This is a genomic window from Pseudomonas sp. NPDC086278 (assembly GCF_050280905.1).
GTDB lineage: Bacteria > Pseudomonadota > Gammaproteobacteria > Pseudomonadales > Pseudomonadaceae > Aquipseudomonas.
This window is the reverse complement of sequence record NZ_JBNNWE010000017.1, coordinates 1-20133: the sequence shown is the minus strand read 5'-3', so window position 1 is coordinate 20133 and position 20133 is coordinate 1. Positions and strand designations below refer to the sequence as shown.

At 60.3% G+C, this 20133-nt stretch carries 13 protein-coding genes and 2 pseudogenes; 8 read left to right on the top strand and 7 right to left on the bottom strand.

What is annotated here, in order from left to right:
* Positions 1–13 precede the first annotated feature (13 nt).
* Positions 14–2326: a 5-methyltetrahydropteroyltriglutamate--homocysteine S-methyltransferase gene (metE, locus tag ACQKP4_RS07675; RefSeq protein WP_427631892.1), complete on the bottom strand. Its 2313-nt coding sequence runs from the start codon at positions 2324–2326 to the stop codon at positions 14–16.
* Positions 2327–2434: 108 nt separating this feature from the next.
* Here metE and metR point away from each other — a divergent pair, with 108 nt between their 5' ends.
* Positions 2435–3352, top strand: coding sequence for a transcriptional regulator MetR (gene metR, locus ACQKP4_RS07670; protein ID WP_427631890.1), 918 nt, complete (start codon positions 2435–2437; stop codon positions 3350–3352).
* Between the two features lie 166 nt (positions 3353–3518).
* Here metR and ACQKP4_RS07665 read toward each other — a convergent pair whose 3' ends face one another.
* The 4 genes from ACQKP4_RS07665 to ACQKP4_RS07650 all read right to left on the bottom strand — a co-directional run bounded on the left by ACQKP4_RS07665 (position 3519) and on the right by ACQKP4_RS07650 (position 6606).
* Positions 3519–4034, bottom strand: coding sequence for a GNAT family N-acetyltransferase (locus tag ACQKP4_RS07665; RefSeq protein WP_427631981.1), 516 nt, complete (start codon positions 4032–4034; stop codon positions 3519–3521).
* Between the two features lie 2 nt (positions 4035–4036).
* Positions 4037–4675: a LysE family translocator gene (locus ACQKP4_RS07660; protein ID WP_427631888.1), complete on the bottom strand. Its 639-nt coding sequence runs from the start codon at positions 4673–4675 to the stop codon at positions 4037–4039.
* Between the two features lie 25 nt (positions 4676–4700).
* Complete coding sequence (locus tag ACQKP4_RS07655) at positions 4701–5135, bottom strand: NUDIX hydrolase (protein WP_427631886.1); 435 nt, start codon at positions 5133–5135, stop codon at positions 4701–4703.
* A 91-nt stretch (positions 5136–5226) separates the two neighbouring features.
* Entirely contained in the window at positions 5227–6606 is a 1380-nt protein-coding gene (locus ACQKP4_RS07650; protein WP_427631884.1) for an HD domain-containing phosphohydrolase, read from the bottom strand.
* A gap of 264 nt (positions 6607–6870) precedes the next feature.
* Here ACQKP4_RS07650 and ACQKP4_RS07645 point away from each other — a divergent pair.
* From ACQKP4_RS07645 to ACQKP4_RS07625, 5 genes and pseudogenes are all read left to right on the top strand, one after another.
* Positions 6871–9169 (top strand): annotated as a pseudogene (locus ACQKP4_RS07645) (EAL domain-containing protein).
* The gene (locus tag ACQKP4_RS07640; protein ID WP_427631882.1) at positions 9166–11040 is read left to right on the top strand and encodes a putative bifunctional diguanylate cyclase/phosphodiesterase; all 1875 of its coding nucleotides are present in this window, start codon (positions 9166–9168) and stop codon (positions 11038–11040) included. The pseudogene ACQKP4_RS07645 and the gene ACQKP4_RS07640 overlap by 4 nt, the downstream one beginning before the upstream one ends.
* A gap of 44 nt (positions 11041–11084) precedes the next feature.
* Positions 11085–12044, top strand: coding sequence for a cytochrome-c peroxidase (locus tag ACQKP4_RS07635; RefSeq protein ID WP_427631880.1), 960 nt, complete (start codon positions 11085–11087; stop codon positions 12042–12044).
* Entirely contained in the window at positions 12041–13852 is a 1812-nt protein-coding gene (locus ACQKP4_RS07630; RefSeq protein ID WP_427631878.1) for a DAHL domain-containing protein, read from the top strand. The genes ACQKP4_RS07635 and ACQKP4_RS07630 overlap by 4 nt, the downstream gene beginning before the upstream one ends.
* Positions 13849–15254 (top strand): annotated as a pseudogene (locus tag ACQKP4_RS07625) (ATP-binding protein). Before ACQKP4_RS07630 ends, ACQKP4_RS07625 begins: the two are co-directional and overlap by 4 nt.
* 123 nt (positions 15255–15377) lie before the next feature.
* Here ACQKP4_RS07625 and ACQKP4_RS07620 read toward each other — a convergent pair.
* Positions 15378–16703, bottom strand: coding sequence for an APC family permease (locus tag ACQKP4_RS07620; RefSeq protein WP_427631876.1), 1326 nt, complete (start codon positions 16701–16703; stop codon positions 15378–15380).
* A 227-nt stretch (positions 16704–16930) separates the two neighbouring features.
* Positions 16931–17752 (bottom strand): carbon-nitrogen hydrolase family protein, encoded by an 822-nt coding sequence (locus tag ACQKP4_RS07615; protein WP_427631874.1) that lies wholly within the window; start codon positions 17750–17752, stop codon positions 16931–16933.
* 130 nt (positions 17753–17882) lie between these two features.
* Between ACQKP4_RS07615 and ACQKP4_RS07610 the strand changes: the two genes are divergently transcribed.
* Together ACQKP4_RS07610 and ACQKP4_RS07605 are read left to right on the top strand one after the other, a co-directional pair.
* Positions 17883–18683: a response regulator transcription factor gene (locus tag ACQKP4_RS07610; RefSeq protein ID WP_427631872.1), complete on the top strand. Its 801-nt coding sequence runs from the start codon at positions 17883–17885 to the stop codon at positions 18681–18683.
* 171 nt (positions 18684–18854) lie between these two features.
* Positions 18855–20133 (top strand): FMN-binding glutamate synthase family protein (locus ACQKP4_RS07605; protein WP_427631870.1); only part of this gene is annotated, 1279 nt, incomplete at its 3' end.

Below are 20133 nucleotides of genomic sequence, written 5' to 3'. Positions count from 1 at the left end.
CCCGTCCGGGTGTTTACGCCAACTGGCTTCGCAGTTGCCGCGCCGCCGCCACCATGTTGACCAATGCCGCTTCGGTCTCGGGCCACGCCCGCGTCTTCAAGCCGCAATCGGGGTTGACCCACAACCGCTCGGCAGGAATGCGCTTCGCGGCTTTGCTCATCAACTTGACCATCTCGGCGGTGTCCGGCACACGTGGCGAGTGGATGTCGTAGACGCCCGGCCCGATGTCGTTCGGGTAATCGAAAGCTTTGAACGCCTCCAGCAACTCCATGTCCGAGCGCGAGGTTTCGATGGTGATCACGTCGGCGTCCATGGCCGCGATGGACTCGATCACGTCGTTGAATTCGCTGTAGCACATGTGGGTATGAATCTGGGTTTCGTCGCGCACCCCGCTGGCGCTCAAGCGGAACGCTTCCACCGCCCAGTCCAGGTAGTGCGGCCATTGTGCCCGGCGCAGCGGCAGGCCTTCGCGGAACGCAGCTTCGTCGATCTGGACGATTTTGATGCCGGCGGTTTCCAGGTCCACCACCTCGTCGCGCAGGGCCAGCGCCAACTGCTGCGCCTGGATCTTGCGTGACACGTCTTCACGGGGGAACGACCACATCAGCATGGTCACGGGGCCGGTGAGCATGCCTTTCATGACCTTGTCGGTCAGGCTCTGTGCGTAAGTGATCCAGTCGACCGTCATCGCCTTCGGACGGCTGAGATCGCCATAAATGATCGCCGGTTTCACACAGCGCGACCCGTAGCTCTGCACCCAGCCGAAACGGGTGAACAGGTAGCCGTCCAACTGCTCGGCGAAGTATTCGACCATGTCGTTGCGTTCGGCTTCCCCGTGTACCAGCACGTCCAGGCCCAGGCGTTCCTGGACTTGCACCGCGTGGCGGATTTCGCTGTGCATGGCGTCGGTGTAATCGTTGGCCGACAGCTTGCCTTGCTTGAACGCCTGACGCGCCAGACGGATCGAACCGGTCTGCGGAAACGAACCGATGGTGGTGGTCGGGAACGCCGGCAGCTGCAAGCGCGCGCGCTGCTGTTCGATGCGTTTGGCGAACGGTGAATGACGTTGGCTGTGCGCTGCATCGATGGCAGCGATTCGGGCCTGAACTTCAGCTTTATGAATACGTGGCGATTGCGCACGACTGGCCTGAATCGCCCGGCTCTCGGCCAGTGCCGCGTGCACTTTGGGCGATTGCGGGTCGTTGAGGGCATCGCGCAGCACCGCGATCTCGCCGCACTTTTGCACGGCGAAGGCCAGCCAGGATTTCAGTTCCGGGTCGAGCTTGTCTTCGCGCTCCAGGTCCACCGGGCTGTGCAGCAGCGAGCAGGAACTGCTGACCCAGAGGTTGTCGCCGAAGCGTTCCTGCGCCGATTGCAGTTGCGCGAGAACAGGCTCCAGTTCGCAGCGCCAGACGTTGCGACCGTTGACCAGCCCGACCGACAGAATCTTGTAGGTCGGCAGGCGATCCAGCACCTGACCGAGTTGATCCGGCGCACGCACCGCGTCGATGTGCAGGCCTTGCACCGGCAGGCTCACGGCCAGGCCAAGGTTGTCTTCCAGCCCGCTGAAGTAGGTCGCCAGCAGTTTTTTCAGCGGCGAGTATTGAAGGATGTGATAGGCGCGTTCGAAGGCATTTTTCCAGGCTTGCGGCAGGTCGAGGGTCAGGATCGGCTCGTCGATCTGCACCCATTCCACACCCTGCTCGGCGAGACGCACGAGGATTTCGTTGTACACCGGCAGCAGGCGTTCCAGCAGCTCGAGTTTGTCGAAGTCGTTGCCTTTGGCTTTGCCCAGCCACAAGTAGGTCAGCGGGCCGATGATCACCGGTTTGACGTTGTGGCCCAGGGCCTTGGCTTCGTCGACTTCGTCGAACAGTTGTTCCCAGCTCAGCTTGAATGGCTGGTCAGCGCTGAATTCCGGGACCAGGTAGTGGTAGTTGGTGTCGAACCACTTGGTCAATTCCTGGGCGTATTGCGCTGTGGAATGTTCGCCGCCGCAGCAGCTTGCGGTCGCGCCTCGGGCCATGGCGAACAGCGTGTCGAGGGTCGGCAGGCCGCGCTCATCCCGGGTGCTGTCGAAACGCTCGGGAATCACTCCGAACGCCAGGGAATGCGTCAGGACCTGGTCGTACCAGGCGAAGTCGCCGACCGGCAGCAGGTCGATGCCGGCGTCTTTCTGCAACTGCCAATGGGTGGCGCGCAATTGGCGACCGACGCTGTTCAGCGCGTGCTGATCGAGGTCGCCCTTCCAGTAGGATTCGAGGGCTTTTTTCAGTTCGCGGTCAGCGCCGATGCGCGGAAAACCTAATGTGTGGGCCAGAGCCATGGTGTGTTTCTCCCTGTAAAAGATGGCGCTATTGTCGACAGCCCAACCAACATGAGACAAACTCAACCTTTTCGTGTTGATCACAAGTTTTCCTCATGGAGCCAGCCGGTGCTTGAAATCCGTCACCTGAAGACCCTGCACGCCTTGCGCGAAGCCGACAGCCTGGTCGATGCCGCCGACCGGCTGCACCTGACGCAGTCCGCCCTGTCCCACCAGTTCAAGGAACTGGAGGAGCGCATGGGCATGCAGTTGTTTGTGCGCAAGACCAAACCGGTGCGCTTCACCAGCGCCGGTTTGCGCCTGCTGCAATTGGCCGACGCCACTCTGCCGCTGCTGCGTGGCGCCGAGCGCGACATCGCGCGGTTGGCCGGCGGCACCGCCGGGCGCCTGCACATGGCAATCGAGTGCCACAGCTGTTTCCAGTGGCTGATGCCGACCATCGACCAGTTCCGCGATGCGTGGCCGGAAGTCGAACTCGACCTGGCCTCGGGCTTCGCCTTCGCGCCGCTGCCGGCCCTGGCTCGCGGTGATCTGGACTTGGTGGTGACCTCCGATCCGCTGGAAATCGCCGGCATCACCTACGTGCCGCTGTTCACCTATGAGGCGATGCTGGCGGTCGCCAATCAGCACAAGTTGGCGAGCAAGGCCTACGTCGTGCCCGAAGACTTGCTCACGGAAACCCTGATCACTTACCCGGTGGAACGTGATCGGCTGGACATCTTCACCCGCTTCCTCGAACCGGCCGACATCGAACCGGCGCAGGTGCGCACCTCGGAGCTGACGGTGATGATGATGCAGTTAGTCGCCAGCGGACGCGGCGTGTGCGGCATGCCGCATTGGGCGCTGCACGAATACAGCTCACGCGGTTACGTGAAAGCCAAGCGGCTGGGCGAAAAAGGCTTGTTTGCGACGCTGTACGCGGGCATTCGCGCCGACATGCTGGATGCGCCGTACATGCGCGATTTTTTGCTGACGGCGAAAGATACGTCGTTCTCGACACTCGATGGTGTGAGCGCTGTTCGCTGATCAATTTTTCTGACAGCCCCCATTTACTGTGGCGAGGGGGCTTGCCCCCGTTCGGCTGCGCAGCAGTCGTAAATCTGGGGAATGCGGTTTACTTGAGGAAATCGGTGGATGGTTTTAGGGCTGCTTCGCAGCCCAACGGGGGCAAGCCCCCTCGCCACAGTAGCGTTTACACTTCAGGTTCCGCAGTGATCTCACGCCACATATGGATTTTGTCGAAGTAATCCTCGCCGACCCGCACCGCCAGCGGTTCCAGGCCGAACTGGATGAAGCCGCAACGCTGGTACAGGTTGAACGCGGCGTCGTTGCCGGCGGTGACGGTGAGCTGAATGAGTTTCAGCGAAGGATGGTTTTGCGCCTCGGCCAGCACGGCTTGCACCAGTTCAAAACCCAAGCCGTGCTGACGAAAATCGGCCGACACGTACATGCCGAACAGGGTTGCCTTGTGCCGGGCCTTTTCCCGGGGTTCAAAAGCAAGGCCGACGATGCCGGCCAACGTTCCTGCTTCGAACGCACCCAGCACCACATCCAGCTTGCTGGTCAGGCGCGACTCCCACCAACTCAACGGCATCGCCGCGCGCTCACGCACGCTGGAGGTGAAGGCCTGCGGATGCAAGTCGTAGGCTTCGAGCATCAGTGCCCGATAGTCCAGCGCATGGCTGGCATCCAGCCGTTCGATCCACATGTTCACGCCACCCTTCGTTGCTCAAGCATCAGCCGCACCGCCAGCGCGGCCAACACAAAACCCATGAAATAACGCTGCACTGCCAGCCAGGTCGGGTTGCTGACGAACCACGAGGCGATGCCCGCCGCGAACAGCGCGATCAGCAGGTTGACGCAGAAACTGACGCTGATCTGCGTCAGGCCAAGAATGAGGCTTTGGGTAAACACCGAGCCATGCTCAGGGCTGATGAACTGCGGGAACACCGACAGATAGAACACCGCGATCTTCGGATTCAACGCACTGGTGAGAAAGCCCATGGTGATCAGTTTGCGCGACGAATCCGGCGGCAACTGCTGTGCTTCAAACGGCGACCGCGCACCGGGCTTGACCGCCTGCCAGGCCAGCCACAGCAAGTACAACGCGCCGGCCCATTTCAACACTTCATAGGCCATCGGCACGGCCAGAAACACCGCGGTCAAACCGGCAGCGGCGGCGAACAAGTGCACAAAAAATCCCGCGACCACGCCGAGCAGTGACGTGACCCCGGCCTTGCGCCCCTGGCAGATCGAACGGGAAATCAGGTAGATCATGTTCGGCCCTGGCGTCAGCACCATCAGCAACGCGGCGGCGGCGAAAATCAGCACGTCTTGAAGCGGGATCATGGGGCGGTCCTTGGTCCGTGGACGCTCAGCCGGTGGCGATAAGCGAAGCCCGATAAAACGGCAGGATCAGGTCCCGTGTCAATGGCGCCAAGCTGACATCGCCGTCGGTGGCCGGATCGATCCAGCGCACCTCTTCAATCTCCGCAGCAGGCGAAACCGGCGTATCAATCGTCAGCAAAAACAGCTCGGCCTGTACCACGAAACCCGGCTCGTTGGCGGCCGGCGCCGAGAACTGCCCCAGGTAAGTGGCAAGCGCGGGCTCGATGATCAACGCCAATTCTTCTTCCAGCTCACGGGCCAGAGCCTGAACCGGTTGCTCATGGGCTTCGATCTTGCCACCCGGTTGCATGAAAGCTTCGGTGCCGCGTTTGCGTACCAGCAAGGTGCGGCCGTCGGGACCGATCAACAGCGCGGCGGCGATGCGGATGATGCGGGGGGAAGTGGCGGTGGAAAAGGTCATGGATCTGAAGGGCCCTGGGTGAAAGACGCAAAGGATCACATCGATGCCGGGGCGTCGTCACGAGGAAAATAGCTGTCCCCCCCACAGGGGTTCAGTGTTGCGCCTGGACCACCGGACTCGCCTCGAGGCTTGCACCCTCCACGTCTTCAGGCACTTTCACAAAAACGCTGTATTTCGCTCCTTCCATCGCCTCGAACGCGATCAGTTTCTCCACCAGCAGCCCACTCAGCACCTTGCCCGCATTGAGCAGCAGCATGCCGTTATCCGCATTGAGGTTGCGCGCCAGAATCATGCCGGCCACCAGGTCCCGGGGAGTCAGTACCTTGACCGTCGGATCGGCCAGCGACACATCGCTCAGGTAGGCGGCGCAGACCTGAATGAAGTCCTCCACCAGATCAGGATCGTAGAGACGACCGGCGTACTGGCGGATATAAACCAGGGCTTCATCGCTGTTCATCTGGCGCTCAAGGATCAGCCCACGCTGCAACTCGATGAAATCCACCGCCAGTTTCAGCCACCGCGAACCCAGCGGAATCGCCTCGCCCTTGAGCCGGTCGGGGAAACCCGTGCCATCCCAGCGCTCCTGATGGTGAAGGATCAGGCGAGCGGCATCTTTCATCGGATCGAGGGTCATCAGCAGCGATTCGCTCTGCTTCGGATAACCGCGATAGCGTTCCTTATCGCTGTGGTACAGCAGGTCAGCAGGCGCGGTCAGCATGCTGTCGGTCCAGCTCAGCTTGCCGATGTTATAGAGCGCCGCGGCCATGGTCAGGTCGCGGGTACTGCCTTCGTCCAAATCATGACGTTTGCAGTACACCCGCACCAGTTCGATGATCTGCCGGTTCGTCTGCTTGGCCGGCGGCAAACGCAGGTTGGCCAGCAGCGAAAACACCTCGGTGCCGGTGACGTAGCTGTGTTTAAGCTCTTCGTAGGCCAGGTCGAGCATGTCGGCGGTCTGCTGCAGCTCGGCAGTGCGGGACGCGACGCGTTTTTCCAGGGTCGCGTTGAGTAACTTCAATTGCTGGTTCCGGTCCGACGTCTCCTGCACCAGACGCAACCGCTCGCGCTCGGAATGCTGGTAGGCGAGGGATTGGCGTAGCGTCAGCAGCAATTCCTCATCGTTCCAGGGTTTGCTGATGTAGCGGTCAATCTGCCCCTCGTTGATCGCGTTGACGATCATTGTCAGGTCGGCATAACCGGTGAGCAGAATGCGCAGTGTCTCGGGATGGCGCTGGTGAATGTGCGTCAGCAACGTCGCGCCGTCCATATCGGGCATGCGTGCATCGCTTATTACCAGGTCGACGGGCTGTTTCGCCATGATATCGAGGGCCTGGGCTCCGCTGGTGGCCAGCAGCACGTCGTAGGGCTGGCCGCGCAAGAGCCGGCGCAGACTATTGAGGATCGATTCCTCATCGTCGACCAGCAAAACCGTGGGTTTATAGCTGACAGTCGTGGGCAGTTGCTCTTCCATGGCATTACCTCAAGCGAATCGGGCATTGTTGCGTCAGTCATCAGCCAGAACATTCCGTTTCTGGCCATGCCTGAGCTACAGGCTAGATGATTTTCAGCCAGGCCCGTGGAAATGATTCCTTTGCGTCGGCCGGGCGAAGTGCTCCACGGGCGACTATGCTCTGTTCACTCGGATCCATTATCTGCACCGTTGCCATGTGATCAGGGAAAGGAATCCCCAAATGAGCACAGCGCACCACACTGCTACCGCTACCGGCGTAGGCCTATGAATACGCTGCTGGAGCGGACCAACCGTCGGATTCTTATCGTCGACGACACCGCTTCGATTCATGCGGACTTCAGCAAGATCCTCAGCCCGCTATCGACCGATGACGATGAGCTGATCAACGCTGAAAAAACCCTGTTCGGGACCCAAGCGACCGCCCCCCTGCAAAGTTTCATGCTCGATTCTGCCTTCCAGGGCCTCGAAGCACTGGACAAGGTCGAGCGAGCGCTGGTCAACGAGCAGCCCTACGCGATGGCCTTCATCGATATGCGCATGCCGCCGGGCTGGGACGGCCTGGAAACCATCGAGCGGCTGTGGCAGGTCGATCCCAAGCTGCAAGTGGCGCTATGTACCGCTTATTCCGACTATTCCTGGGAAGACATCGATGAACGCCTGGAGCTGGGCGATCGGCTGCTGATCCTCAAAAAACCTTTTGATGCCATCGAAATCCGTCAACTGGCCAGCGCCCTCACCGCCAAATGGCAGATGACCGAAGACGCCGAACTGAAGATGTCGCTGCTGGAACAGGCCGTCGAAGAACGCACCCGGGAGCTGTCCGACGCCAACATAATCGTGCAGAACAGCCCGACCATTCTCTATCGGCTACGGGGCGAACCGTCGTTTCCGCTGATGTACATCTCCCACAACATCACCAAATACGGTCACGTCGCGGCGAACCTGGTCGCCTCGGCCAACTGGGCCCAGGAGTTGATCCATCCCGACGATCAATCGAAAGTCGACATCGCCATGGCCCAGGTGCTGGACCGTCATGCAGCGGGTGCCTCCATCGAGTTCCGGATGCGCACCGGCGACGGTGCCTGGCGCTGGGTCGAAAACCGCTACATCCCGGTGCGCGACGATGAAGGACGTTTGCTGGAAGTCGAAGGCATCATCATCGACGTCACTGAACGCAAGGTCGCCGAAGAGAAAATCGCCCTGCTGGCCCGAACCGACGGACTGACGGGGCTGGCCAACCGTGCCACCTTGATCGAGCGCCTGCACCAGGCGTTCGCCGCCGCGCGCCGCGGCGCTACTCCGTTCGCGATGTTCTACCTGGACCTCGATCACTTCAAACGGATCAACGATACCCTCGGTCATCCGGTCGGCGATCTGTTGCTGCAGGAAGTGGCGCGGCGCATCAAAGCCTGCGTGCGCGAAAACGACCTGGTCGCCCGCCTCGGCGGCGACGAGTTCGCCATCCTGCAACTGGACGTCAGCGACCCGACCCAGTCGGCGGCGTTGGCCGGCAAGGTCCGCGATACGCTGGTGCTGCCCTACTCGCTGGCCGGCAACGACGTGCGCGTATCGGTCAGCATCGGCATCAGCAGCTATTCGCCGCTCATCACCAGCGCCGAAGGCCTGCTGAACCAGGCCGACATGGCGCTCTATCGCTCCAAGGAAAAGGGCCGCAATCAGTACCACTTCCATTCCGAGGAGATCAATCAGGAGGTGGTCGAGCGCATGACCATCGCCAGCGACTTGAAGGCCGCCATCGAACATGGAGAACTCGAACTCAATTACTGGCCGGAAGTCGATCTGAGCAGCGGCAAGATTCTCGGCATGGAAGCCCAGGTCAGCTGGAACCACCCCCAGCGTGGCTTGCTGGAAGCGCCGGCGTTCCTGCCGACCGCGGAAAAAACCGGCGCCATCATCGCCCTCGGTCATTGGGTGCTGGATCGCGCCTGCCAGCAAATGCGCCAGTGGCGCGACGAAGGGCGTGGCGCCGCCGGTGATTGCCATCAAGCTGTCCCTGGCCCAACTGAAAAGCGGATCCGAGCTGATCTACGACGTACTGCGCACCACCGCGCGCTGGGAATTGTGCGTTTGGGACCTGCGCTTCGATGTCACCGAAGCGACCCTGGCCCAGACCAAATGGACCCATAACGATGTGCTGCCGCGCCTGCGTGAGCTGGGAGTGAAGATCGCCATCGACGACTTCGGCACCGAATACTCCTCGTTCGACTACCTCAAGACCTATCAGGTCAATCACCTGAAACTCGCCCAGGCCTTCATCGACACCGCTGCCCGCGACCCGGCGAGTGCCAACACGTTGCGCGCAATCATCAACTTCGCTCGCGAAGTAGGGATTGGAATCATTGCCGAAGGTGTCGAAACCCAGGAACAGCGTAATTCGCTGATGGCCACAGGCTCGCCAATGAACGCTCAGGGTTACTTTTTCAGTAAAGCGGTCAGCAGCCAACAAGCCGCCCAATTGCTCAAAGCCGGCAGCATCATGCCCCCGATCCACCACACCGGACCGATTCAGGACAATCCGCACGCCACGGAGGGCAACGAATGAAAGCTCCGTCCGTCCAGACCAACCGGCGCATCCTCATCATTGACGACACGCCGTCGATCCATCAGGACTTTCGCAAGATCCTCGGCCCCGACACCGAAGACGAACAGCTCCTCGCCGGCACTGAAGAGGCGCTGTTCGGCACGCAACAGCAGGCTCGGCTCACCTTCCAGCTCGATTCCGCCTACCAGGGCCAGGAAGCCCTCGAAATGGTCAAGCGAGCCCAGGACGAAGGGCGTCCCTACGCCGTGGCGTTCATCGACATGCGCATGCCGCCGGGCTGGGACGGGCTGGAAACCATCGAGCAACTCTGGAAAGTCGACCCGCATCTGCAAATCGCGCTGTGCACCGCCTATTCGGATTACAGCTGGGAGGACATGGCTGAACGGCTGGAGTTTGGCGACCAGTTGCTGGTGTTGAAAAAACCCTTCGACAGTCTGGAAATCCGCCAGATGGCCAGCGCCCTGACCTGGAAATGGCAGATGACCCAGGACGCGGAGACGAAAGTGCAGAGCCTGGAGGAAACCATCGAGGCGCGGGTCCACGAACTGCTCAAGGTGTCCCACCTGCTGCAATACGACGTCTTGACCGAGTTGCCTAACAGCACGTTGCTGGGTGATCGGCTGAATCAATCCCTGGCGTTGTCCCGCCGCCATGACAAGCAACTGGCGGTGGTGTTTCTGGGTCTTGATCGCTTCAAGCGCATCAACAATGCCCTGGGCCATCCGGCCGGTGACGAGATGCTCAAGCGGGTCGGGCAAAGCCTGGTGTCCACGGTGCGCGAATCCGATTCGGTGTTTCGCTACGGTTCTGATGAGTTCGTGGTGATCCTCGCCGATATCCACCATCCCCTGCAGACCAAAGGCATCGCCGAAAAACTCTTGAACGCCATCGGCACGCCCCAGCACATCGCCGGCCATGACCTGAGCGTGACCGCCAGCCTGGGCATCAGCATCTACCCCGATGATGGCTTCGATGCCATCGCACTGATCAAGAAAGCCGAGACCGCGATGCGCAACGTCAAGGAAAGCGGCCCCAACGACTTCCGCTTTTTCATCGAAGAAATGAACCAGCGCGCCCGGGACCAGCAGACCATCGAGTCGGGCATTCGCCTGGCATTGGAGCGGGACGAATTTGTGCTGCATTACCAGCCCAAGCTCGACCTGGGCACCGGTGAGGTGGTGGGTGCCGAGGCACTGATCCGCTGGCTGAAACCGGGGGATGGCTGGGTCTACCCGTCGGATTTCATTGGCGTGGCCGAAGACAGCGGCCTGATCGTGCCGTTGAGCAAATGGGTTCTGCGCCAGGCCTGTCGACAAGCCTGCGCCTGGCAGGCGCAGGGGCTGCCGAGGCTGTGCATGTCAGTCAATGTGTCGGCCATCGATTTCCGCCAACGAGGTTTTGTCGAAGGCATTGAGCTGGTCCTCGAACAAACCGGTCTGGACCCGTCGTTGCTGGAGCTTGAAATCACCGAAGGCGTGCTGATGCAGAACGTCGATACCACTGTCACCGCCCTGAAGCGGATCAAGGCACTGGGGGTGCGGCTGGCCATCGACGACTTTGGCACCGGTTATTCCAGCCTGAGTTACCTGCGACGTTTTCCCATCGACGTGCTGAAAATCGATCAGTCGTTCATTCGCGGCCTGAGCCGTGACAGCAATGACGCAGCCCTGGTCAGCGCCATCATCAGCCTGGGCAAGAGCCTCAAGCTGACCATCATCGCCGAAGGGGTGGAAACCCTCGAACAGCTGGATTTCCTCAAGGCCCATCAATGCGAGGAAGGCCAGGGTTACTACTTCAGCAAAGCCGTGGCCCCGGACGCCTTTGTGCAGTACCTGACGTCGGTGAACTCCCCGCCCCCTGCCGCCACATGATCGATAAGCAGCGACACACGGGCTATCAGCCAAGGAACTACAAGATGTCGCCATTTCTTCACCGTCTGCTTCTGTTGCCTCTGCTCGGGCTCTGCCTGACGGCCAGCGGCGCGCCACTGGACGAGCCGCTCAAACCGCTGCCGGCCGTGCCGCAGCAAAACCCTCTGCGCGTCGAACTCGGTCGCCAGTTGTTCAATGAGCCACGCTTGTCGGTCAACAACAGCCTGTCCTGCGCCAGTTGTCATCGACTGGAGAACGGCGGTGCCGACAATAAGGCGTTTTCCATCGGTTTCGCGGGCCTTCCGGTGGGGGTTAACACCCCCAGCGTGTTCAACGCCAGCCTGAACTTCCGGCAATTCTGGAACGGCCGCGCCGACACCCTGGAAACTCAGATCCACGAAGTGGTGCAGAGCCCCAGTGAAATGGGCAGCAACTGGGAACACGTGGTGCAAATGCTGTCCGCCGATGCGGCCTATCAAACCTCGTTCGGTGAGGCCTACCCCGACGGCGTGACCATGAGCAATGTGCAAAACGCCCTGACCACCTACGAGCGCACGCTGATCAGTGCCAACTCACGCTTCGACCAATACCTGCAAGGCAATACCGACATTCTCAGCAGCGACGAGAAGTACGGGTACCAACGCTTCAAGGACTACGGCTGTATCGCCTGCCATCAGGGGGTCAACATCGGCGGCAACATGTTCCAGAAGTTCGGCGTGATGGGTGATTATTTCAAAACCCGAGGCAACGTTACCGAAACCGACCTGGGCCGCTACCTGGTCACCAAGGACGAAGAGGACCGCAACGTGTTCAAGGTCCCGAGCCTGAGGAACGTCGCCGTAACCGCGCCGTACTTTCACGACGGTTCGGCCAAAACCCTCGACGAGGCCGTGGACGTGATGTTCACGTTTCAGCTGGGGCGCATCCCCTCCGCCGAGGACAAGGTGCTGATCATCAAATTCCTCAAGACCCTGACCGGCGAATGGGAGGGCAAGCCATTATGAAAATGTCCCGCCGACGCAGTTTGGCGCTCCTCGGTATCGTGGCCGTGATACTGGCCTCGACACTGCTGTTTCTGTACCTCAAATCCAACTCGAACCAGACGTCGACGTACACGGAGTCCCGGGATCTGATTTCCCGAATGAAACAGCTGAATGCGCAGTGGGAAACGGAAATCCTCAAGGCCAGGATCGCGATCAACCACAACTACGATCCGCTGGTTACGCCGCTGGCCGAGATGACGTCACTGTGGGATCGGTTCGACACGATGAAATCGAATCACAGCCGTAGCGACTCGCCCGCCTGGCAGGCCAGCCATGATGCGTACCTTGGCGCCATCGAGGAAAAGACCCGGCTGGTGGAGCGGTTCAAGTCCCACAATGCCGTATTGCGCAACTCACTGGCGTATATGCCGACCGCCGAAGACGACATTCAGCAACCCCTCGCCCAGTTGCAGGACGTAGACAAACTGCAACTGCAATACATCGCCAACGACACCTATGACCTCGTCCTCAGCACCATGGAGTTCGCCATGGTCATCTCTGACGACAAGGCCGCCGAAATCCTCGTGGGGTTAGGCAAACTGCAAGTGAACAAACTGCGACTGCCGGAGCCATTGCACGGTCCGCTGGATGTTCTCAGTAATCACATCGAGCTGATCCTGCGTGAACAACCGGTGGTCAACCGCTTGCTGGAAAACATTGAGGCCACTCCCGTGGCCGACCGGCTGGACGACATCACCAATCTGCTGAACAACGATCAGCAGCGTACCGATGCGATCGACCAGCGTTATCACTTTTACATGCTGGTGTTTTCGGTGCTGCTGGTGATGTTGCTGGTGTACCTGGCGATTCATTTGATGCGCAGTTTCACCGTGATCAATCGCGTCAACAAAGCCCTGAATACCGCCAATGATGACCTCGAAAAACGGGTCGAAGAACGCACCCGCGAGCTCAAGGATACCCAGAGCGAACTGCTGGACACCGCGCGTCAGGCCGGCATGGCCGAAATCGCCACCAATGTGTTGCACAACGTCGGCAACGTGCTCAACAGCGTGAACATCTCCGCCGACCTGGTTAGCCGGAAACTGCGCAACAGCAAGGCCCAGGGGTTGGGCAAGGCGATGCAGTTGATTAACGAACACCAGAGCGACCTGGGTACTTTTCTGGCGCAGGACGAGAAAGGCAAGTTGCTGCCCGGCTACCTGAATCAACTGGTGGATGCCATTGCGCTCGAACAACAGAGCATGACCGAGGAACTGGCCCGACTGACCAAAAGCGTCGACCACATCAAGGACATTGTCGCCACCCAGCAATCCTACGCCGGCGCCAACAGCCTGATGGAACCGCTGCACATCAGCGAACTGCTGGAAGACGCGCTGCGCATGAACGCCGGCGCCCTGACCCGGCACCAGGTCACAGTGGTCAAGGAGTACAACGAAGTGCCGCAGGTCATGGGCGACAAACACCGGTTGCTGCTGATCCTGATCAACCTCATCAGCAATGCCAAATACGCCATGTCCGACCTCAGCAATCGTCCGCGACAGATGACCCTGGGGGTGAAAATAGTCGAAGACGCCACCCTGCAGATCAGCGTCAAGGATGATGGCGAAGGCATCGCGCCGGAGAACATGACGCGCATCTTTGCCCACGGCTTTACCACCCGCAAGGAAGGTCACGGTTTTGGTCTGCACAGCTGCGCACTCGCGGCAATAGAAATGAACGGCCACCTCAGCGCCCACAGCGACGGACCCGGCAAGGGCGCGCAGTTCACCCTGCAGATCCCGCTGAAAACCGTTCCGGAGGAGGCATGAGTGAACTTTCAAACCGGCGCATCCTGCTGATCGACGACACGCCGTCCATTCATGACGACTTTCGCAAGATCCTCACACCGGTTTCGATGCAGCACGTCGAACTGGACGAGATGGAAGCCACGCTGTTTGGCAGTGAAGTCAAATCCACCCGTACCCTGTTCGAGCTGGATTCGGCTTTTGGTGGCCAGGAAGGTTTGGACAAACTCACTCAGGCCTTGCAGGAAAACCACCCCTACGCCCTCGCGTTCGTCGACATGCGCATGCCTGAGGGCTGGGACGGCGCACAGACGATCGAACATCTGTGGCAGGAAGACCCGCGCCTGCAAGTGGTGGTGTGTACCGCGTACTCCGACTATTCCTGGGATGAACTGCTGGACCGACTGCAAGCCCATGATCGTTTGCTGATCCTGAAAAAACCGTCGACAACATCGAAGTCCAGCAGATGGCCAACACGTTGCTGACCAAATGGGAGATGACCGAGCGTGCCTTTGTTCAGATGAGCCACTTGGAGCATCTGGTGGACCAGCGCACCACCGAGTTCAAAGAGGCCAGCGAGGCGTTGCAGCGCGAAATCGACGAGCGCAAACAGCTTGAATCGCAACTGGTGCAATCGGAAAAACTCGCCTCACTGGGGCAATTGGCCGCCGGGGTCGCCCATGAAATCAACAACCCCATCGGCTTCATTTCCTCCAACCTTGGCAGTCTTGACGGCTACTTCAAGCAACTGCAGGAAATGCTCGACGCCTATCGCGAAGCCGAAGAGGCAATGACGTCTACTGAGGTGATCGAACGGCTCGGGCAGTTACGGGAACGGATCGAACTGGAGTTTCTGCGCGAGGACATTCCGTTGCTGATCAAGGAATCCAAGGAGGGCATCAACCGGGTAGGGCAGATCGTCAAAGACCTGAAGGACTTCTCCCGGGTGGATTCCAACCAGGAATGGCAGTGGACCAATCTGCAACAGGGTATCGAATCGACCCTGAACATCGTCGCCAATGAACTCAAGTACAAGGCCGATGTGCTGAAGGAGTATCAGCAACTGCCCGACATCGAGTGCCTGCCGTCGCAAATCAACCAGGTGATCATGAACCTGATCGTCAATGCGTCCCAGGCGATGGGCCCACAGCGCGGCACCATCACCCTGCGCACCGGGCTTGAGGGCGAACGGGTGTGGATCGAGGTGGCTGACACCGGCTCCGGTATTGCGCCGGACAGCCTGCAGAAAATCTTCGACCCGTTCTTCACTACCAAACCGGTGGGCCAGGGGACAGGGCTTGGCTTGTCCCTGTCCTATGGCATCGTGAAGAAACACCGGGGGGATATTTCGGTACGCAGCGAGGTGGGTGCAGGAAGCACGTTTCGAGTCGAATTGCCCGTGCACCAGACAAAACCGGCTGCCTGAACACAATCCAAATGTGGGAGCGGGCCGGCTCGCGAATGCGGTGTATCCGTCGCGAACAATGTCGCCTGACACGGCCCCTTCGCGAGCCTGCCCGCTCCCACGCGGTTCTTCGCTGTCAGGACGTTATGTGGCTTCCTGGAAATCCATCTCCGGAGGCTGTCGACGGAAGCCGCCGGTCAGCACCGCCAGGTACACCACGCCAATCGCCAGCCAGCTCAGGCCCAGGTAAATCGCCAGGTGATCGAGGCTGACCATCAGCCACAAGTCCGCCACCAGGCCGATGAACGGGAACACCAGGAACAGCACCAGTTCGCGCGGGCCTTTTTTCTCGCCGCCGATCCAGTAGTGAAAGATCACCGAGAGGTTGACCAGGCTGAAGGCGAGGAACGCGCCGAAGTTGATGAACGAGGTTGAAGTAGTGACGTCGAGTTTCAGCGCCAGCAACGCTACGACGGCGCACAACAGGATGCTGTTGACCGGGGTGCCGAAGCGTTCGTGCAAGGTGCCGAAGAACGATTTTGGCAGCACGCCGTCGCGGCCCATGGCGAACAGCAGACGCGAACCGCTGGCCTGCGCCGAGAGGCCCGAGGCGAACTGGCCGACGATCAGGCCGATAAGGAAGATCGACACGAACAGGTCGCCCCCGATGTTGCGCGCGATTTCATAGGCCGCCGAGTCGACGTTGTCGAACTGGAACGAGGGATGGGCGATCTGCACAAAGTACGAGACGCTGACGAAGATCAGCCCGCCGATCAGGGTGATCAGCATGATGGCCCGCGGGATGGTGCGGCGCGGATCTCGGGTTTCCTCGGTCAGGGTGCTGACCGCGTCGAAACCGAGGAACGAGTAACAGGCGATGGCTGCGCCGCTCATGATCAGCGGCATTTGCATGTCGCCGTTGAAGAACGGTTTGATCGACCACAACGGGGTGCTCGCATCGCCGCCGACGTAATGGATGCACAGCACCACAAAAGCGATCAATACCAGCGCCTGCACCAGCATCAGCAAGGCGTTGATGCCGTTGGCCAGTTTCAGGCCGACGATGTTGATTGCGCTGGTGATGCCGATGAACGCCAACACCCAGAGCCACTGCGGCACGGCCGGGAACGCGGAGTTGAGGTAAGCGGCGCCGATCAGCCAGATCGCCATCGGCAGGAACAGGTAATCGAGCAGCACCGCCCAACCGGCGATGAAGCCGAGTTTGGGGCTGATGGCTTTGCGCACATAGCTGTACGCCGAGCCGGCCACGGGGAATGCCGACGCCATTCGGCCGTAGCTCATGGCGGTGAAGAACATCGCCACCAATGCCGCAAGGTACGCGGCCGGGACCATGCCAGCGGTGGATTGAGCGAGGATGCCAAAGGTGCCGAGCACAATGATCGGCGTCATGTAGGCAATGCCAAACAGCACCACCGACCCCAATGACAGGGTGCGTTGCAAACGAGCCATGAGCGACTACTCCGAATTTTATTGGATTTATGGCAGAGCCGAGTTCGGCGCAAAGTTTCGGGTGTTCTTTGTTTTTTTGGGGGCCATCGGTCAAGCAGTATGTTGTCTGTCAGGGCCTCTTCGCGGGCAAGCCCGCTCCCACAGGGTTTGTGGTGTACCTAAAATGCGAACTACTGTGGGAGCGGGCTTGCTCGCGAAGGGGCCAGCACAGATAAAGAGCATCCGGATCAGCGCACAGGAATCAGCAACTCCCGCAATCCGCCAGCCTGCTCGACAACCTCCCCCGGCAATTTCAGCCGCTGGTCATCCAGGTAGCGATAGTCCTTGCGTGCCGCGTCCAACCGGCTGAAATCCAGCTCCACCGTAAATTGCCCTTCATCCCGTCCGGCCTCGAACAACACGCTGCCGAGCGGATCCACCAGGGCACTGCCGCCGGCGAACATCAACCCGTCGTCCCCCGCTTCCACCCGGTTGACCATCAGCGCAAACGCCTGATTTTCCTGGGCGCGGGCCATGATCGAGGTGCGGTGGGTCGGGCCGTAGGGGTCCATGTTGCCGTTGGTCACGATCAGCAATTCAGCGCCCAGTTGCGCCAGGGCGCGGGCGGTTTCCGGGAATTCGATGTCGTAGCAAATCAGCAGGCCGACCCGCACACCGTTCCACTCACAGGTGGCGTAACGGTCGCCGGGCTCGAACACGCCGCGATCCGAAGCCCATAAATGCGTCTTGCGGTATTTCAGCGCGATGCCTTCGGGCGTGATCAGCAGCGTGGTGTTGTAGAAGCGGCCGTTGTCGTTCTCGGCCATGCCGATCACCACGGCAATGTTGCGCTTGCGAGCAGCGGCCAGCACCGCGCTGACGGTCGGGCCGTCCAGCGGTTCGGCGGTTTGCGCCACGGTGTCGGCGCTCGGAAAGCCCATCAAGTGGGTTTCCGGGAAGACGATCAGTTGCGTGTCGGCAGCGCTCGCGGCAATCGCCGCCAAGGCACGTTCGAGGTTGTACGCAGTGCCGTTGTCACGGCCCGCCAACTGGGCGAGTTCGACTTTCATCGGTATTCCTTGTTTTTGAGTGCGCCGGGCTGGCAGAAAGATTGCCCGGTTGGTGTCTGTGCGCCAGTATGCGCAGCAAGCCAGCGGCCGGGGAATCACGCTGCTGTGGTAACCCGTTAGGGGTAGACGCATGACACTTTCGTTAGACGACATCGCGTGGCACCGTTCGGTCGGGCAACTGATCGACGCACTGGACAAGCCCAACTTCTGGACGCAACTGGTGCGCCTGCTGGATCAGTACGTGGCCTTCGACAGCTGGGTGGCCCTGCTTTTCAGCGCCGACCAGTACCCACAAGTGTTCGCCGAATGCCCCGCCGAGGACGGCAGCCCCGATCAGTTGTTTCAGGACTATTTGCGCGGTTTGTACTTGCTCGACCCGTTCTACATCGCGTGCCGCGAGCAATCGCGCACCGGGCTCTATCGCCTGTCGGAGGTGGCGCCAGAGCACTTCGAGCTGACCGAGTACTACCAGCGCTACTTTCGGCTGAATGTGGTGGCCGATGAAATCCAGTTCAATTGCCAACTCGAAGGCGACCGCACGTTGTGCCTGTCACTGGGCAGCAAGCAGCGTTTCAGCGGCCAGCAGATTGCCTTGCTGTCGCTGATCCAGCCGTGGGTGCTGGGCCTGTTGCGCCAGCGGTTACCTTATGAAATCAACGAAGTCGTGGCGCTCGCGCCGTCGCCACCGCAACCTGACTGGCGGGTGCAGCTGGAAGCTTCAGTGCAACAACTCAAAGGCGCGCAACTGACAGCGCGGGAGCTGGACGTCGGGCGTTTGATGCTCAGCGGTTGCTCCAGCAAAGAAATCGCCCGTAAGCTGCAAATCTCCGTCGAAACCGTGAAAGTCCATAAGAAACACATCTACAGCAAGCTGGGGATCAAGTCCCAGTCCGAGCTGTTTTCGATATTCCTGCAGGCACAAAATGCCTGAAACACCGCTGATCCGCTGTTCATGTGGGCGCGGGCTTGCTCGCGAAAGCTATCTTTCATTCAACATTGATGTCGACTGGACCAGCGCTTTCGCGAGCAAGCCCGCTCCCACAAGTTCTGTGCATTCACAGATTGCGCTGATAACTACCGAGTCCGAACCCAGGGAAACCGTATGAGCCTGTCACTCCTGAGCCGTTACGCCTTCTTTGCCGCTTGCGTGATTTTTACCCTCGCCAGCCTGCCCTTTCTGCAACATGACTGGCTCTGGCCGATCACCGCCGTCACCGGTGTGCTGAGCCTGATCGGTGTATTCGACCTGCTGCAAACCCCGCACGCGGTGCGGCGCAATTACCCGATCCTTGGCAATATCCGCTACCTGGTGGAAGGCATTCGTCCGGAAATCCGCCAATACCTGCTCGAATCCGACAGCGACGCCCTGCCCTTTTCCCGGGCCCAGCGGTCGCTGGTCTATTCGCGGGCCAAGAACGAGAGCGCCGACAAACCCTTCGGTACGTTGATCGACGTGTATCAGTCGGGTTTCGAATTCATCGGCCACTCGATGCGTCCCGCGCCATTGAGCGACCCGAGCGCGTTCCGCGTCATCGTCGGCGGGCCGCAATGCACCCAGCCGTACTCGGCGTCGGTGTTCAATATTTCGGCGATGAGTTTCGGCTCGCTGAGCGCTAATGCGATTCGCGCATTGAACCAGGGCGCCAAGCTCGGCAACTTCGCCCATGACACCGGCGAAGGCAGCATCAGCGCATACCACCGGGAAAACGGCGGCGACCTGACCTGGGAACTCGGCAGCGGCTACTTCGGCTGCCGCACCGCCGACGGCCGCTTCGACCCGGAACGCTTCGCCGCCCAAGCGCAAACGCCACAAGTGCGCATGATCGAAATCAAGATGAGCCAAGGTGCCAAACCCGGCCACGGCGGCATCCTGCCCAAGCACAAAGTGACCAAGGAAATCGCCGAAACCCGCGGCATCATGATGGGCGAAGACTGCGTCTCGCCGTCGCGGCACAGCGCGTTTTCGACGCCGATCGAAATGATGCATTTCATTCAGCAACTGCGTGAACTGTCGGGCGGCAAACCGGTGGGTTTCAAGTTCTGCCTCGGTCACCCGTGGGAGTTCATGGGCATCGCCAAAGCCATGCTCGAAACCGGCATTCTCCCGGACTTCATCGTCGTCGATGGCAAGGAAGGTGGCACCGGCGCCGCACCCGTGGAATTCACCGACCACATTGGCGTGCCGTTGCGCGAAGGCCTGTTGTTCGTGCACAACACGCTGGTGGGCTTGAACCTGCGCGACAAGATCAAACTCGGCGCCAGCGGCAAGATCGTCAGTGCCTTCGACATCGCCAGCGTGCTGGCCATCGGCGCCGCGCAAGCCGGCATTTATAGTGCCGACGCCAGTGCCAAGACGTACAGCCGCCTGCATGAAATTGCCG